The organism is Vibrio frigidus, assembly GCF_042465995.1.
Classification (GTDB): domain Bacteria; phylum Pseudomonadota; class Gammaproteobacteria; order Enterobacterales; family Vibrionaceae; genus Vibrio.
Genome location: NZ_JBCDMC010000013.1, coordinates 68,100 through 85,703, shown reverse-complemented (window position 1 = coordinate 85,703; position 17,604 = coordinate 68,100). Strand labels below are relative to the sequence as shown.

General features: G+C 41.9%; 16 protein-coding genes. 6 read left to right on the top strand and 10 right to left on the bottom strand.

Features of this window, described 5'->3' with window-relative positions:
• Position 1: 1 nt before the first annotated feature.
• Positions 2-808: a symmetrical bis(5'-nucleosyl)-tetraphosphatase gene (locus AACW90_RS19585; RefSeq protein WP_390237874.1), complete on the top strand. Its 807-nt coding sequence runs from the start codon at positions 2-4 to the stop codon at positions 806-808.
• A gap of 80 nt (positions 809-888) precedes the next feature.
• Here AACW90_RS19585 and folA read toward each other — a convergent pair whose 3' ends face one another.
• The 6 genes from folA to rplU all read right to left on the bottom strand — a co-directional run bounded on the left by folA (position 889) and on the right by rplU (position 4,870).
• On the bottom strand, positions 889-1,368 hold the full coding sequence (gene folA, locus AACW90_RS19580; protein WP_390237871.1) for a type 3 dihydrofolate reductase: 480 nt from the start codon (positions 1,366-1,368) through the stop codon (positions 889-891).
• A 17-nt stretch (positions 1,369-1,385) separates the two neighbouring features.
• A complete protein-coding gene (locus AACW90_RS19575; protein ID WP_195706575.1) occupies positions 1,386-1,850 on the bottom strand; it encodes a threonine/serine exporter family protein in 465 nt (154 codons plus the stop codon).
• Positions 1,850-2,617, bottom strand: a complete 768-nt coding sequence (locus tag AACW90_RS19570) for a threonine/serine exporter family protein (RefSeq protein ID WP_390237968.1) — start codon at positions 2,615-2,617, stop codon at positions 1,850-1,852. The genes AACW90_RS19575 and AACW90_RS19570 overlap by 1 nt, the downstream gene beginning before the upstream one ends.
• Positions 2,618-2,887: 270 nt before the next feature.
• Positions 2,888-4,057, bottom strand: a complete 1,170-nt coding sequence (cgtA, locus tag AACW90_RS19565; RefSeq protein ID WP_390237868.1) for an Obg family GTPase CgtA — start codon at positions 4,055-4,057, stop codon at positions 2,888-2,890.
• A gap of 222 nt (positions 4,058-4,279) precedes the next feature.
• Positions 4,280-4,537 (bottom strand): 50S ribosomal protein L27, encoded by a 258-nt coding sequence (gene rpmA, locus AACW90_RS19560; protein ID WP_195706573.1) that lies wholly within the window; start codon positions 4,535-4,537, stop codon positions 4,280-4,282.
• A gap of 21 nt (positions 4,538-4,558) precedes the next feature.
• Positions 4,559-4,870: a 50S ribosomal protein L21 gene (gene rplU / locus AACW90_RS19555; RefSeq protein WP_195706572.1), complete on the bottom strand. Its 312-nt coding sequence runs from the start codon at positions 4,868-4,870 to the stop codon at positions 4,559-4,561.
• A gap of 269 nt (positions 4,871-5,139) precedes the next feature.
• Here rplU and ispB point away from each other — a divergent pair, with 269 nt between their 5' ends.
• Positions 5,140-6,111: an octaprenyl diphosphate synthase gene (gene ispB, locus AACW90_RS19550; protein ID WP_390237865.1), complete on the top strand. Its 972-nt coding sequence runs from the start codon at positions 5,140-5,142 to the stop codon at positions 6,109-6,111.
• A gap of 65 nt (positions 6,112-6,176) precedes the next feature.
• Here the strand turns inward: ispB and AACW90_RS19545 are convergent, their stop codons facing one another.
• On the bottom strand, positions 6,177-7,025 hold the full coding sequence (locus AACW90_RS19545) for a MurR/RpiR family transcriptional regulator (RefSeq protein WP_390237863.1): 849 nt from the start codon (positions 7,023-7,025) through the stop codon (positions 6,177-6,179).
• Between the two features lie 122 nt (positions 7,026-7,147).
• Positions 7,148-8,083: a malate dehydrogenase gene (gene mdh, locus AACW90_RS19540; RefSeq protein WP_390237861.1), complete on the bottom strand. Its 936-nt coding sequence runs from the start codon at positions 8,081-8,083 to the stop codon at positions 7,148-7,150.
• A gap of 339 nt (positions 8,084-8,422) precedes the next feature.
• Here mdh and argR point away from each other — a divergent pair, with 339 nt between their 5' ends.
• From argR to AACW90_RS19520, 4 genes are all read left to right on the top strand, one after another.
• The gene (gene argR, locus AACW90_RS19535) at positions 8,423-8,893 is read left to right on the top strand and encodes a transcriptional regulator ArgR (RefSeq protein ID WP_275135463.1); all 471 of its coding nucleotides are present in this window, start codon (positions 8,423-8,425) and stop codon (positions 8,891-8,893) included.
• A 370-nt stretch (positions 8,894-9,263) separates the two neighbouring features.
• The gene (locus AACW90_RS19530) at positions 9,264-10,232 is read left to right on the top strand and encodes a TAXI family TRAP transporter solute-binding subunit (protein WP_390237858.1); all 969 of its coding nucleotides are present in this window, start codon (positions 9,264-9,266) and stop codon (positions 10,230-10,232) included.
• Positions 10,233-10,456: 224 nt separating this feature from the next.
• Complete coding sequence (locus AACW90_RS19525; RefSeq protein WP_390237856.1) at positions 10,457-13,036, top strand: TRAP transporter permease; 2,580 nt, start codon at positions 10,457-10,459, stop codon at positions 13,034-13,036.
• 92 nt (positions 13,037-13,128) lie between these two features.
• Positions 13,129-13,566, top strand: coding sequence for a universal stress protein (locus tag AACW90_RS19520; protein ID WP_390237853.1), 438 nt, complete (start codon positions 13,129-13,131; stop codon positions 13,564-13,566).
• 68 nt (positions 13,567-13,634) lie between these two features.
• On the opposite strand, the gene AACW90_RS19515 is transcribed toward AACW90_RS19520, so the two are convergent.
• Entirely contained in the window at positions 13,635-14,363 is a 729-nt protein-coding gene (locus AACW90_RS19515; protein ID WP_390237851.1) for a pseudouridine synthase, read from the bottom strand.
• A 108-nt stretch (positions 14,364-14,471) separates the two neighbouring features.
• On the bottom strand, positions 14,472-17,375 hold the full coding sequence (gene rapA / locus AACW90_RS19510; protein WP_390237848.1) for an RNA polymerase-associated protein RapA: 2,904 nt from the start codon (positions 17,373-17,375) through the stop codon (positions 14,472-14,474).
• Between the last annotated feature and the right edge of the window lie 229 nt (positions 17,376-17,604).

Below are 17,604 nucleotides of genomic sequence, written 5' to 3'. Positions count from 1 at the left end.
CGTGGCGAACTACATTGTTGGTGATATTCAAGGCTGCTTTGATGAGTTACAACTACTATTAAACAAGGCCAATTTCGATCCGAAAAACGACACTATTTGGTTTGCTGGTGACTTAGTCGCCCGAGGTCCTAAATCCCTTGAGACACTGCGATTCGTTAAGTCTCTTGGCTCTGCGGCGATAACCGTTTTAGGTAATCACGATCTACATTTACTTGCCGTTTCTTTGGGGATTCACCCACAAAAGAAAAAAGACCGAACACTGCCTATATTCTCGGCACCAGATAGAGATGAACTTCTAGATTGGCTTAGGCATCAACCGTTGATTGCTGAGCATGACGAGTTTGTCGTTTGCCATGCGGGCATCTCACCTCAATGGGATAGAAAACAAGCCTGTGCAGCATCTAAAGAAGTCGAAGCTGAACTGCAAGGGGATAACTGGAGATGGCTCATAGAAGAAATGTATGCTAACTCACCAGATTATTGGGATGAGAATCTACAAGGAATCGAGCGCTATAGGTACATTATTAACGCCTTTACTCGCATGCGTTTTTGCTTTACAGATGGTCGGCTAGATATGCTATGCAAGCTCCCTCCTCAAGACGTCACATCTAAAAAACTGGTCCCTTGGTTCAAACTAAAACAGAGAATAAAATTGGATAAAACCATCTTATTTGGTCACTGGGCCGCTCTGTCCGGTTTTGAAAATAAACACGCGATAGGTTTAGATACTGGTTGTGTCTGGGGTGGCACTTTAACCATGCTACGCTGGGAAGATAAAACCTTTTTCAGCCAAGACAGCTTAAGCTAATTGTCAGAAACCCCAGAGCAATTAGCTTAAACAAACCGATTAGGTCCTACTGTACATAGAATCTACATGTACAAGGAGTCTCATTTTTCAAGAACAACAAACCGCATATTATGAACATTTTTTTCATCCGCTAAAAACGACTCAGAATAGGTCTCTTTCCACTCGTCTCCCCAATCAGGAAACTTGGTGTCACCCTCTACATCTAATTCTATGTAGGTTAAATACAAGCAGTCCGCCTTATCTAAACACGCTTGATAGATAGACCCACCGCCAATAATCATCACTTCATCATACTCAGTGACAAGCCCAACCGCCTGTTCAACCGAAGTAACACAATCGACACCTTCTATCACTAGCGATACATCGCGACTAATGACAATATTTTGCCGACCAGGAAGAGGACGGCCAATAGAATCATAGGTCTTACGACCCATAATAATTGGCTTACCCATAGTACATCGCTTAAACCAAGCGAAATCAGCGGGTAAATGCCAAGGCATTTGATTCTCTTTACCTATAACTCTGTTTTTCGCCATTGCGGCTATCATGCTGATTTTCATTTTATGATACTTCTCGTTTAAATCACGGATCTGCGTCGATAGAAGAGTAACCCTGGCATCGCCAACCCAATGGCAAGCCCTGCGATAATAAACATCGCTTTCAAAAAGTTCTCCATCAATACCGACACCAATTCAGGGGTATAACCTAAATGATTTATCTCTACTAATGCGATCATGGCTTTAAAAGCAAAGACACCAGGAACCATAGGTATTAGTGCCGCGACGGTAAATACCTTGGGATGAGCCAAAAACTTACGAGACCAATAAACACCAATCATACCAACGATTGTCGCAGCAAAAAAAGTCGCCCATTCTATAGGTACACCATATTGCAGCATCAGATACCTTGAACCATGTCCAATCGCACCACCAACCGCGCAATACTTTAGTGCTTTTTGTGGCACATTAAATACAAGAGCAAAACCTACTGCAGGAATAGAGGCAAAAAACATATCATTTAGAAGACCAATTACTATTTCCATTATCCTACCCAACCCCAGACGCCGACCAGCGTCATTGCGCCAACAATACCTAAACAGGTTGCCAGTGTTAACAAACTTCCCATTACAAAACGGGCAATACCTATGTTTATATATCCCTTAACCATATCAGCAACAGAATTAATCAATGGAAAACCAGGCACCAGCATCAATACTGAAGATGCCATTGCGATAAAAGGATGGTTACCGATACCATATACCATGGCTTGAGCAGAAATAAGTGTGGTGACAAAAGCCGTTACAGCAAAGTTAATTAAAGGGTTAAAGTGCCGATGACCGATCTCTTGTCTTACGACCATTCCAATAGCTGAGGCTAAAAAGGTTATCGAGACAATAGACCAATCACCTCCAGCCAAGTGGCTAAATGATGCGCAAGATAGTCCTATCATTAGAACAACCAACCAACGATTATACCTAGCAGGACTGATCTTATTCAATCTATCCTGTGCCAGAGAGTAATCTAGTAGCCCTTTCTCCATCATGATGCAGATACGTTGAATTTGAGTAACAACGCGCATATTTATGCCGCGATCTGGCGCTCGCCTTGTCGTCGTCATACAACGATCATGAATAAATGTCGTCACGACAATTGAATTAGCAGACAAAGACACTTCTACTTCGTCAGCATCACTTGCTAAGCCCATGCGTCGCATAATATCCGCAACCAGAGTACTTTCTGCTCCATGAGCCAACAACATCTGTCCTGCTTGAGCAACTAACCGAGAAATAGCGCGTTGCTTATCCTCTATACTCATATTTGTGTCCACTTAATGTCCTTATACTTGGGTCTGTTGATCTTTCGTGATTAAATTTTGTTCGAGATAAAAGCGTTGTTATCGCGGCGAGAGGTTTGTAGCTTAGTTATTTTCCCAATTTAGTATCATTTTATACCTACCTATCGATCTAACTCGCCTATACGCTATATATTGCCTCAAAATTCATACGTATAATATGATTTGAGCATAAAAAAACCGCAACATACTGTCGCGGTTTCATTGAGAATATTGATTTAGAGAACATCAGTCACGAACATAGATAACATGACCATCATCTAAATCGTCGTCATCATCATCATCCCAACCATCTTCTGTGATGACATCTTTGCCAGATATGGCATCTTTATGGTAGTCATCCCACATAAAGTCGACTTTATCTTCTTCAGTCAATTCAAGCTTTTCTCTTGGAAGCGCATCCATGAAATTAGCCAGCTTATAACAAAGATCTTTGGTCCCGTTCTTGTTTACAGCGGAGATCTTGAAATACTCATCTTCCCATCCTAAAGCATCCACTATTTCTTGAATCTTCTCATTTGCTTCATTTTCAGGAAGAAGATCAATTTTATTGAAGATCAACCAACGAGGTTTTTGCGATACTTTCTCACTGTACTGCTCAAGTTCGTCAATGATAGTAAGTGCATTCTGCACAGGATCACTACCATCGATAGGCAGAATATCAACCATATGCAATAGAACGCGACAACGCTCCAAGTGCTTGAGAAAACGAATACCGAGTCCCGCACCTTCTGCAGCGCCTTCAATCAAACCAGGAATATCGGCAACGACAAAGCTCTTTCCAGGAACAACACTCACCACACCTAAGCTAGGGATCAAGGTTGTAAAGGGATAATCAGCGACTTTAGGTTTAGCTGCAGACACAGAACGAATAAAGGTCGACTTACCTGCATTAGGCAAGCCTAGCATACCTACGTCAGCAAGCAGTAGCAGCTCTAAACGCAGTTCACGCACTTCACCTTTAGTACCCATTGTTTTTTGACGGGGAGCTCGGTTCACAGAAGATTTAAAACGTGTATTACCTAAGCCGTGCCAACCGCCTTTTGCGATCATCACTTTTTTTCCGTGCTCAGCAACTTCACCAACAATTTCATTAGTGTGTATATCTACTGCACGTGTACCAACAGGTACTTTAAGAACTTTGTCTTGCCCACGCTTACCAGTACAGTTACCACCACTACCATTTTGGCCACGTTCGCCAGGATAAAAACGTTGAAAACGGTAATCAATAAGGGTATTCAAGTTTTCATCGGCGACCAAATATACGTCACCACCATCACCGCCATCGCCACCATCCGGGCCACCTTTGGTGATGAATTTTTCTCTCCAGAAACTTACAATGCCGTTGCCGCCATCACCCGCTTCTACTTTTACAACCGCTTCATCTACGAATTTCATCTCTTACTCCGCACTGGGTGTAACTATCATCCTAAAGGAATAATAATAATGTTAGCAGATCCAACATCAATCAGATCGATCACCCAAGATCAATTACTATCTGCTCAATAGAACATAAAGAAAAAACTCTTTAGTCCAAGACATCTCTTTATTTATGTTCTGCTATAAATAAAAAACCCCGCCTAATCGGCAGGGCTTTTAAATTCAGCTTGAAACTAAAAATTAATCAGCTTCGATGCTTACGAATTTACGGTTTTTAGGACCTTTAACTTCAAATTTCACTTTACCTTCAGATAGAGCGAAAAGAGTATGATCTTTACCGATACCAACGTTTGTGCCTGCGTGGAACTTAGTACCACGTTGACGAACAATGATATTACCCGCTAGAACTGATTCGCCACCAAAACGCTTAACGCCAAGACGTTTGCTTTCTGAATCGCGACCGTTACGAGTAGAACCGCCAGCTTTTTTGTGTGCCATTGTATATCTCTCCTAACTAAATTAAGCGCTAATACCAGTGATTTTCACTTCAGTGAACCACTGACGATGGCCTTGTTGCTTACGAGAGTGCTTACGACGACGGAACTTAACGATTTTAACTTTATCGCCACGACCGTGCTGAATCACTTCCGCAGTTACTCTACCGCCCTCAATAAGAGGAGCACCAATAGCAATTTCTTCGCCATTAGCGACCATAAGAACAGTATCGAACTCAACTGTTGCGCCAGTTTCAACGTCTAATTTCTCTAAACGAAGGGTTTGGCCTTCGCTTACTCGGTGTTGTTTACCACCAGATTGGAAAACAGCGTACATTTTTTACTCCGCTTTTTCCGCACAGCCTATGCAATTGTACGAGCATTTGGGGTGTGCGCTAAACTAATCATCAATAGGGCGCAGATTCTACGTGAATGTACTTCCTATGACAAGCCATATTTGTAAAAAAATGGCGAAAAGATAATCGCCAAACAAAAGTGGGAGAATCATGCCTTTAGATGGTGTAATTTTCAATGTTTTTTAGTGTAATATTAGACAATTATTAGAAACAGATGCCCTTATGGGAACTGAACTCAGCCGGAAAGAAGATGGATTTTAAAGCTATCCAAGCACTTACTGCCAGTGACATGGTAAAAGTAAACGAAATAATTCAAGCTCAATTGAACTCAGAAGTAACATTAATAAACCAATTAGGTTTTTATATTGTTAGTGGTGGTGGTAAACGTATTCGCCCACTTCTTGCCCTTTTGTCGGCGAAAGCACTTGGATATCAAGGAAATGATCACCAAATGGCGGCTGCGTTTATTGAGTTTATCCATACCGCAACCTTACTCCATGATGACGTTGTTGATGAATCAGATATGCGTAGGGGGAAAGAGACCGCTAACATAGCCTTTGGTAATGCCTCTAGCATTTTGGTAGGCGATTATATGTACACTCGTTCTTTCCAAATGATGACAAGCTTAGGATCCTTAAAGATCCTTTCATTAATGAGTGAAGCGGTAAATGTAATTTCTGAGGGTGAGGTGCAACAGTTGATCAACTGCAATGACCCTAATACCTCTGAAAAAAACTATATGCAGGTTATATATTCCAAGACAGCTCGGTTATTTGAATCGGCCACTCAAATAGGTGCCATTCTAAACAACGCGTCTGAGGATGTTGAGCTCGCAATGCAGAACTACGGTAAATACCTAGGTACGGCATTCCAGTTGATTGATGACGTACTTGATTACACTGCCGACGGAAAAGAGATGGGAAAAAACGTTGGTGATGACCTAGCTGAAGGAAAGCCTACCCTTCCTCTTATCTATGCCATGCAAAACGGTAACGAACAGCAACGCATGATGATTCGTGAGGCAATAGAAAAAGCCAATGGTATGGAGAGGTTGGATGATATATTAGCGGTTATGCAAGAAACTGGTTCTCTCGAATACACCACTCAATTGGCCTATAACGAAGCAGACAAAGCCATTGCAGAGCTTAGTATCTTGCCGGAATCAGAATATAAAGACGCATTGATTGCCCTTGCCCATCTGGCTGTAAAACGAAATAAATAAGACGCTGACCTAGAATAAGCAGTTGAGCGAAAGGTATAGAAGAAGAGGATTCTAATCAGCCTCTTCTATATTGTGCCTAATTCAAATATTGTCTGCTTTCTCTTTTCATCTATAGCGCTGTCCTTTTCAGCCATCAAAGATATCAATCTATAGAAAACAATATCGAATATAGCCATTTGCGAGATTTGCGCAACACTGCTCATCACATCGAGATGCTCTTCGCTATAAAAGAAAGGAAGAGTTACATCAGAAAGATCATTTAACGTCGATTGGCCACCGCGGGTAATCGCTATAATTTTACACCCTGATTTCTTCGCGACCTCTACTCTAGAGACAATCTCTTCCACTTCACCATTTGCATTCAATACTAATACCACATCTTTCTCGCCTATTTGTCGAGCGAAGCCATCTTGTAAATAACTATCTGATTGGAAACGCACAGACTTATTCAACTGCATAAATTTTTGCATGATATGAGACGCAACCACAGATGATGAGCCAAGGCTAAAAATAACAATGGATTGTGCGTCAAAAAATAAATTCGACACTTCTTCTATTCTATCTGCCGCCAATGACTCAACACTGTGCTCTAAACTTTCTGTTAATAAATAAGACGAAGTTTTGATGATATTTTTCAGCGAGCCACTTCTGCTAAGGTCACTATACGATGAACGGCTACTTCGTTGCGCTTGCAATGCCATGTAGTCGAACTTAAACACCGAGTACCCCTTATATCCCAAACTCTGAGCAAAACGAACGATAGAGGCATTGCTAACCCCACAACGCTTACCAAGTGCAATAGCGCTCATTTCAGATATGTCGGTATCAAGTAATAAAAGCTGAATTGCAATTTTCATTTCAGCATCATTACCAACCTGCGATAACGATTCCAATTTTTTCATCAATATAGACATAATTAACCTAACACAAGCGTATTGCTCAATACAATTCAGGACGAAGACAGCTTAGGGCGAGACAATAGTAACAAAAAAGGCAGCGTAGATACGCTGCCTTTTAATCGCTGAATGACTTATTGTTACTTAGCGAACTCTTCGCCTTTAGCAATGTCACCGTTCAACGTATCTAACATGCCATCAAGCGCTTGCTTCTCAAATGCACTCAATACACCGTAACTTAATACCTCTTCGACACCATTCTTACCTAATTTAACAGGCTGTGCGAAGAAACGAGTATGTTCACCAGCCCCTTCAACGTATGCACACTCAACGATACCTTCTTCACCACTTAACGCTTTAACTAAAGCGATGCCGAAGCGACATGCTGCTTGGCCCATAGAAAGCGTTGCAGAACCGCCACCGGCTTTTGCTTCCACAACCTCAGTACCTGCATTTTGAATGCGCGTAGTTAATGCAGCAACTTCTTCGTCAGTAAACTCTACACCTTCAACTTGAGATAGCAAAGGAAGAATCGTGACACCAGAATGGCCACCAATAACAGGAATACGAACTTCACATGGATCTTTATCTTTTAGTGCCGCAATAAAGGTTTCTGAACGGATCACATCAAGAGTTGTAATACCAAATAAACGACGCTTATCGTATACACCCGCTTTTTTTAATACGTCTGCTGCAATAGCAACCGTTGTATTAACTGGGTTAGTAATAATACCAACCAATGCCTTAGGGCAAGTCACTGCAATTTTCTCTGCCAGAGATTTAACAATCCCTGCGTTTACATTGAAAAGATCTGCGCGATCCATACCAGGCTTACGAGCAACACCAGCGGAAATAAGCACAACATCAGCCCCTTCAAGTGCTGGAGTTGGATCTTCGCCAGCGTAACCTTTGATAGAGACAGGGGTAGGGATATGACTCAAATCAGCGGCAACACCCGGTGTAACTGGAGCGATATCATATAGGGCTAAATCAGTACCTGCTGGAAGTTGGTTTTTTAGTAAAAGAGCTAGAGCTTGTCCAATTCCACCTGCAGCACCAATAACGGCTACTTTCATAGTAGTTCTCCTTGATAAGTTAAGATTAATTTTGATTCACGTAAATTTTATGTTGTTAATATAGGGTATACATACGAAATTAAATGAATCATTAATCGATTACAATTAATTAACTTCAGCTTTGCGACTTAGCGCAACTCACATATGACGTGCTACAAAAGTCGTATTGAAATCTAGAACTTACCCGTAATGGTAAATGTAGATGAGATGTAGCAACTCTAAAATTTTTTGTCGCTATATAGAGTGATAAAAATAACAAATTTCGGGGGATTATTTGATGAATGGAGAGAGAATGTGAGAAGATGCAGCCATTGAATGGTATGAGACGAATAAAACATCATGCGCAATACAGAAAAACAAGATAATTTAGTTAAAGCCTTTAAATCAATATTAAAAGAAGAACGATTTGGTTCTCAAGGTGAAATTGTTGATGCTCTGAAATTAGAGGGATTTGACAATATTAACCAATCCAAGGTATCTCGAATGCTCACCAAATTTGGTGCGGTAAGGACGAGAAATGCCAAAATGGAAATGGTCTATTGTTTGCCTGCTGAGCTTGGCGTTCCTACTACGTCTAGCCCATTACGTGAACTTGTTTTAGACATAGACCACAACAATGCGATTGTTGTCATTCATACTGGCCCTGGCGCAGCACAACTCATTGCTCGACTCTTAGATTCCTTAGGTAAATCAGAAGGTATATTGGGCGTTGTCGCGGGCGATGACACCATATTCATTACACCAACGATGAATGTGACGACGAAGCAATTGTTTGATTCCGTTTGTTCACTTTTTGAATACTCTGGTTAATACTTGAATCTATGCAGTGCCAATATGTTTTTTCTTTGGCCGATAGTTCAAAAGTCCATAGTTGCTAAAAAAGCACCATTGATACCGTGACTTATGTCACAAATAAAAACTCTCCTTGCATGAATCAGTCATTATACTAAGTGACTGATTTTTCTGTGTAAAACAAAAAACCAATCGTTCACTCTCCCTCTGTGGCACAAAGTTCACCTTTGATTTAGTTAGGATTATTATAAGTAGAACCCTTTTTTTGTTACCATACGGCCACTTTTTCATGAATTTGATTGAAAAAGGTGCCTTTTCCAAACAGGAAGCGCCTGTAACAGCTAGACTTAAGCACTACAGGATAAATAATAAATAAAAAGGAACATTCATGGCATTTCGAAAACTTGTCCAAGTTGGTGTAATTGCAGCAACAATACTGGGTGCAAGCGCAGTTAACGCTCAGGAATTTATTACTATTGGTACTGGTTCTGTCACTGGGGTTTACTACCCAACGGGTGGCGCAATTTGTAAACTAGTAAACAAAGGACGCAAAACCCATAACATTCGTTGTTCTGTTGAATCTACTGGTGGTTCGATCTATAACATCAACACCATGCGTGCAGGCGAACTAGACTTTGGTGTTGTTCAGTCTGACTGGCAATATCACGGATACAACGGAACAAGCAAATTCTCGGAGCAAGGTGAATTTAAAAAGTTACGTGCAATGTTCTCCTTACACACCGAACCATTTAACATCATAGCCCGTACAGATTCAGGAATTAATGGCGTTGCAGACCTTCAAGGTAAGCGCGTAAACATTGGTAACCCAGGGTCTGGTGATCGTGCAACGATGGGCGTTGTAATGGATGCATTTGGTTGGACAAATGACAGCTTCAAGCTAGCTTCAGAGTTGAAAGGTTCAGAGCGATCACAAGCACTTTGTGATAACAAAATTGATGCGTTCATTTATATGGTTGGTCACCCAAATGGCTCTATCAAAGAAGCAACAACATCATGTGATGCGAAACTTGTTTCCGCGACGGGCCCTGAAGTAGATAAGATTGTCGGTGATAATCCATACTATACTTATACCGCTCTACCTGCAGGAACTTACCGTGGTACCGAAGGGGATATTAATAGCTTCGGTGTTGCCGCAACGATGGTTACCACAACCGATGTTTCAGATGAAGTTGCCTACAATTTAGCTAAGGCAGTCTTTGAGAATTTTAGCACCTTCAAGCGCCTGCACCCTGCGTTCGCCAACCTTAAAAAAGAAGATATGGTAAAAGCAGGTATCTCTATTCCTCTACACCCTGGTGCCGAGAAATACTACAGAGAAGTTGGCCTTCTTAAATAGTTATTTTTACGTTATTCGTTAATTTAAGGAGGCATTTGCCTCCTTATCAATTTATTTGTTAAAGACTTTCTTTAACACTATTTTCAGATAAATCAATTTGCTGTACTAAGCTAAAACGGAGCCGCTCTGTTTGAAAGGTAGAATCTTTGACCTTTTATAACCTAAACATATTTCACTCTTGTTTTGGCATACAACAATAGACCATCAATATAAGGATAAAGTACATGACGCAGACAACCAAACCGTCTCCAGATGTGCAAGAAATGGTGGCCCAATCCGATACCGGTGCCCGAAACCCGAAAGGAGTTCCTGGCCGTGTTTTGTGGTTTGTGCCGCTTTGCTGGTCATTATTTCAACTTTGGTACGCATCACCATTACCGTTTATTTTCAATTTTGGCGTACTTAATGACACACAAGCCCGATCTATCCACTTAACATTCGCTATTTTTCTAGCATTTACGGCCTATCCAGCACTTACCCATTCATCACGTGACAGAGTTCCTCTGGTCGACTGGGTTTTAGCGTTAGCGGGTAGCTTTTCTGCATGTTATATCTATTTGTTTTACGCCGAGCTCGCCGATCGCTCCGGTGCGCCAACAACATTTGATATTGTTGCTGCTGTTATTGGTATGGTGCTCCTTATGGAAGCAACGCGCCGAGCGTTAGGTCCCCCATTGATGGTGGTTGCCGCCGTATTTCTATTTTACACCTTCGCTGGCCCTTATATGCCAGATGTTATTGCCCACAAAGGAGCGAGCTTAAATAAAGCAATGTCTCATCTTTGGTTAACAACAGAAGGTGTGTTTGGTGTTGCATTAGGTGTTTCTACCTCTTTTGTATTTTTATTTGTACTGTTTGGTGCAATGCTTGATCGTGCTGGCGCCGGAGGGTACTTTATCAAAGTCGCCTTCTCTCTACTTGGTCATATGCGCGGAGGCCCTGCAAAAGCCGCGGTTGTAGCATCAGGCCTTTCCGGTTTAGTGTCCGGCTCATCTATTGCTAACGTAGTGACCACTGGCACATTTACCATCCCTTTAATGAAGCGTGTTGGCTTCTCTGGTGTAAAAGCTGGTGCCGTAGAGGTTGCCGCTTCTACCAATGGACAATTAACACCACCGATTATGGGTGCCGCTGCCTTCTTAATGGTTGAATATGTCGGCATCTCTTATGTGGAAGTTATCAAGGCAGCAATATTACCCGCTCTAATCTCATACATCGCTTTACTTTACATTGTTCACTTAGAAGCATGTAAGGCAGGTATGGTCGGTCTACCGCGACGTCACACACCAAAATTTCTAAACAGTATGTTGTCATTTGTCGGTTCGATCCTTGGCTTATGTGTGCTAGGTGCCGCCGTTTATTATGGCGTAGGTTGGACAAAAGACGTGTTCGGCGCTGCCGCAACGCCTATCGTAACCGTCGTATTGCTTCTCGCTTATTTAGGCCTAGTCAGTATATCGGCCAGATATAAAGAGCATGCTCATATGTCAATAGACGAAGAGCTATTGGAAGTACCTGATGCTGGGCCGACGATTAAGTCTGGTCTCCACTTCTTGTTGCCTATTGTTGTATTGGTTTGGTGTCTAACCGTTGAGCGTTTTTCCCCAGGGCTCTCGGCTTTCTGGGCAACGGTCTTTATGATATTCATCTTACTAACTCAACGTCCTCTTATGGTGTTTTTTGCAAAAGAAGGCGATATCAAAGAGAGTATTAAAGAAGGCTTTGTCGACCTATCAGAAAGCCTTGTATCAGGTGCTCGCAACATGATAGGTATCGGTGTTGCAACCGCAGCAGCAGGTACGGTTGTGGGTGTGGTAACGCTTACGGGTATTGGCTTGGTCATGACCGACTTTGTCGAATTCATCTCTGGCGGTAGTATCATATTAATGCTGCTATTTACGGCCGTCATCAGCTTAGTGCTGGGGATGGGGCTACCAACAACAGCAAACTATATTGTGGTATCAACGTTAATGGCTCCGGTCATCGTAACGCTTGGCGCCGCTCATGGTTTGATCATCCCATTGATTGCTGTTCACCTATTTGTATTCTACTTCGGTATTCTAGCCGATGATACGCCACCGGTAGGTCTCGCCGCCTTTGCCGCTGCGGCGATAGCGAAATCTGACCCTATTCGTACGGGTATACAAGGTTTCACCTACGATATACGAACGGCAATTTTGCCATTTATGTTTGTATTTAACACCCAGTTATTACTAATGGGTGTCGACACTTGGTGGCATTTATTCCTAACGGTAGCGTCTTCAATTATTGCTATGCTGATATTTTCAGCAGCAACTCAAGGATATTGGTTTACTAAGAGTAAGTGGTGGGAAACGGTGCTTCTTCTCATATTAACATTTACCTTCTTTAGACCCGGATTTTGGTGGGATATGGTCTATCCAGCGAAAGATCATTACTCAGGAGTAGAGATAGCTCAAATTACCGAAAATCTCGATGTGGGACAATCGCTTGAGTTAAGAGTCTCTGGTGAAAACCTAGAAGGTAAATACATCGAGAAAACCGTTGTTTTACCATTTGAAGACGACGCAAAAGGTGCAGAAGAACGAATTGCATCGATGGGTTTGATGCTGGTTGAAACCGACAATAAAATGATCGTCGACATGGTTGAATTTGGCAGCCCAGCAGAGTCTGCGGGAGTCGACTTCGATTGGGAAATCAAGTCGGTCATTGTACAAGCCGAACGACCAATGAAAGAGTGGGTATTTGTACCTGCACTGCTATTAGTTATTGGTTTAGGGTTAAATCAGAGACGTCGCGCTCGTAAGGATGAACTAAGCGCGTAGTATTTTTCGGCATTAACAATTTATCGTTAATGCCAGAAATAACTGAATAGGGATAAATAGGGTGAACGCCCTCCTAATGTAGAGATAATATAATGTATAAACAAATCCTTGTTCCTGTTGATTTAAATGATAAAGGCTTTTCAGATAGAGCGGTAGAACTGGCCGTTTGGCATGCGAAAGCATCCAATGCAGAGGTTCATCTTTTGACTGTGCTTCCTGGTATTCACATGTCAATGGTCGCGACTTATTTTCCAAAAGATGCAGCAAATAAGATGAAGCAAGACGTTAAGCGACAGCTTCAAAAGTTTGCCAGTCAGCATGTAAAGGAAGATGTGGTCTATAAAACACATGTAGCAGAAGGCAAGCCTTACGCTACTATTCTTGAGTTCGCAAGCAAACTAGGCGCAGACTTAATCATCATGCCTAGCCACAAGCGTTCAAAAGTAGATAAAGTTGTACTCGGGTCTGTGGCAAGCAAAGTTGTCCAAAACTCACCGATTAATGTACTGGTAGTAAAACCGCAAGGATAAGCGGCAGCAGCAACATTAATGATGGAATCAAAATAAACGCTATTGAATAACATTGCGCTCTCTGATTCTTAATTATTTTTTAATAGTTTATAATTTGGCAACACTTTATCTACGGTAAAGTGTTGTAATATCTCTTTTTTTGCCTCTTTATAAAAATCACATGCAACAAAAGCTGTGGTTAATTCATCGTTCCTTGGATGATAAAAACTTAGCTCCGTTGAATGTAGTTCTAATCTATTGGTGTAGGTTTGTGCCTCTGGATGTGCATAGAACTCATCGCCAATAATAGGGTGACCTATTGCCATCATATGCACTCTCAGCTGATGCGATCGTCCAGTGATGGGCAGTAATCGAACCAAAGTAGTATGGGCTTCTCGACTCACCACTTGATAATATGTTTGAGAGGGTTTCCCATGCTCATAACACACTTTTTGTCTTGGCCTATTAGGCCAATCACAGATGAGAGGTAAATCGATAAGCCCTTTATCTTGTTCAAGGTCACCCCACACTCTTGCGTAGTAAACCTTATGGGTCAATCGATATTGAAACTGTTTCTTAATGTGTCGTTCCGCATCTTTGCTTAACGCAAATAACATCAAACCAGACGTTGCCATATCGAGACGATGAACGACCTGAATTTCTGGGTACTCGACCACCAATCGACTCCAGAGACTGTCGTAATGCTCTTTTAGCCTACCGGGAACCGAAAGCAGTCCAGCGGGTTTATTAGCCACTAAGATATAGTCATCTTGGTCGATTATTTGAATAGGATCTTGCGATGGAAAATAGTCGATCATTGGTTTTCGATTTCTCAGTAAAAATTTTGATAGTTATCTAATAAAACACAAGCAACCTATGACAGGTTACTTGTGCCTTATTGTCATTGAGGTCAGATAAACCTAATCTTATTTATGCGAAACAACAATGAGTCGTAATGAATCGAGCTGAATCTGAGCTTTAGAGATATACCCCGTCAGCTCTAGAATTTGATTTTCTATCGCTTGTAGTTCTTCATCACGAATATTTGGATTCACCGCTTTTAGTGCTTGTAACCGCTCAAGCTCGCCATTTAAAGCGCTAAACATCTCTTTTTGCGCCTGCTCTCTAACGATGTCGAGTTTACCACCGATACATTCTTCACCTGCCTCAATAAGCTTGCGAATATCGCTTTGTACACTCGATACAAGCTTACTCGCTAAGTGGCGATTGACCGGGCTCAACTGGCGGTTAAAGCTTTCGAATTCTACTTGATCTGAAAGGTCATTCCCTTTGCCATCCATCATCAAACGAATAGGTGTCTGTGGTAAATATCCACTGATCCCGCTTCGTTTTGGTGCTTGTGCATCAACCAAATAGACAAGTTCTAATAGCATAGTGCCAACGGGTAATGCTTTGTTTTTAAGCAGAGAAACCGCCGTTGTACCAACCCCTTCACTCAATAAAAGGTCTATACCACCTTGAATCATCGGATGTTCCCAACTGATGAAGTTCATATCCTCACGTGATAGTGCCGTTTCACGATCAAAAGTGATGGTTGCACCTTCATATGGAAGACCGGGATAACTTGGTACCATCATATGTTCAGAAGGAGTCACAACGAGTGCTTTCTCGCCTTTATCATCTTGATTCAGACCAATGGTATCGAACAAGCTAAGCGCGAACGTGATCAGGTTTGTATCGCCATCGGTACTGGCAATCTTTTCTACTATTTTCAGTGCTTGTTCGCCACCATTAGAATGCATCTCTAACAACCTATCTCGACCATGTTCTAATTGAGCTTTGAGCTCTTGATTGAGTTTATTGGATGCACTTATTAACTGCTCAAGATCGCTACCTTTTCCACCCGCAAGAAGATCCACCAGCTCGTCGGAATATTTGTCATAAACTGCGCGCCCTGTTGGACAGGTTTCAGAGAAAGCTTGTAGCCCTTCCTCAAACCAACGAGCTAAAATACCTTGAGAAGAACCATCAAGATAAGGCACAAAAATATCGATATCTCGTTGCTGACCTATTCGGTCTAAACGACCGATACGCTGTTCCAATAAATCAGGATTAAATGGCAGATCGAACATGACTAGTTGATTAGCGAACTGAAAATTTCGCCCCTCAGAGCCAATTTCAGAGCAAATAAGAACCTGAGCACCACCTTCTTCTTGTGCGAAATAAGCAGCCGCTTTGTCTCGTTCTATAATCGACATGCCTTCGTGGAAAACGGTGGCACGGATACCCTCTCGTTCTCTCAATGCTTGTTCTAATTGAAGTGCCGTGGTCGACCTAGAAGCAATCACTAAAACTTTCTCTGAGCGCTTCTCTTTTACCTTCTCAATCAACCAATCAACTCGAGAATCGAACTGCCACCACGAACCACCCTCTAACTCTTGAAAAATCTCTTCTGGGTAGAGCTTTCGTATTGCCTTTGCTTCTGAAGGTAGATCTTTATCGAGCATGTTAGATACTCGCATTGCTCGTGCATACTGTTCAGGCATGACCATTGGCAACAAATGAACCTTACGCTTTGGGAAACCCTTAATCGCCGATCGTGTATTTCTAAATAACACACGCCCAGTCCCATGGCGGTCCATAAGATTATCGATCAACTCATGACGGGCTTTATCTTTCTCTTCGTCAGGAAGTTCTGCTTCAATAATTCGAAATAGTGGTTCAACATCTTGTTCAGAAAGCAGTTCCGTTATCTGATTTTTGACTTTATTTTCAAGCATATTTCCAGAAAGCAGATTACTTACCGCGTCAGCAACCGGTTCATATTGCTTTTCTTCTTCAACAAAAGCTTGATAATCATAGAAACGGTCGGGGTCAAGAAGACGCAAACGGGCAAAATGACTCTCATGACCTAACTGCTCTGGCGTTGCCGTTAATAGCAAAACAGAAGCCGTATTATTCGCTAAACCTTCTACAACCTGATACTGACGGCTAGGCGCATCCACACTCCATTCTAAGTGATGTGCTTCATCGACAACGAGCAGGTCCCAATTACCATCCACAATTTGTTCAAAGCGCTTTTGATTCTTGGTCAGAAAATCCAAAGAACAGAGCACATACTGCGCAGTATCAAATGGATTTTCCGCATCAACATCAACTTCGACACAACGTTCTTCATCAAAGATAGAGAAATGCAGATTAAAACGACGCATCATTTCAACAAGCCATTGGTGCTGTAGTGTTTCCGGCACAACAATTAGAACACGTTCTGCACTACCGGATAACACTTGTTGATGGATAATCATTCCGGCTTCAATGGTTTTACCTAACCCCACTTCATCAGCAAGCAAAACGCGAGGTGCGTGTCTGCGCCCTACTTCATGAGCGATAAATAATTGATGGGGGATAAGGCCTGCACGCATTCCGCATAAACCACGCATCGGGCTCTTATGCTGTTGGTATTGATTCTTCAACGCGCTATAACGCAATACAAAGTTATCCATTCGATCTATCTGACCTGCAAACAGCTTGTCTTGCGGTTTATTAAATCGAATTTGGTTACTAAGGAATATCTCTCTTAGCATAATGCCACTTTCTTGCGTATCTTCTCTTGTACCTACATAGGTTAGAAGACCATTATCTACTAAAACTTCTTCTACCTTTAGAGACCAACCTTCTTGGCTCTCTGTGGAATCTCCAACATGGAATATAACGCGGGTAATTGGGGCTTCTTTTTGGGCATAAACTCTATTTTCTTCAGACGCAGCGAACATTAACGTAACGGTTCTTGCGTCCAACTCTACGATAGTACCTAAACCCAAATCGCTTTCTGTATCACTTATCCAGCGTTGACCCAAAGCAAATGCCATATGATTGATTACCTCTATGTTGGAGTAGACTCGCGTCTATTATTCTATTTGATGATGCCTATTGATACACATATTATAGGCAGATAAAAGCGACTATTCTCCTATTTATCTAGAAAGAAAAGCCGAGTTTTTTAAGGTCGCCAATATTACTTCAAGCCGCTATATAGGTCACGACTAAAAGAGAATAAAGTGATAATTGTCGAAACGGAGTTTATCTAGAACCAAGAAC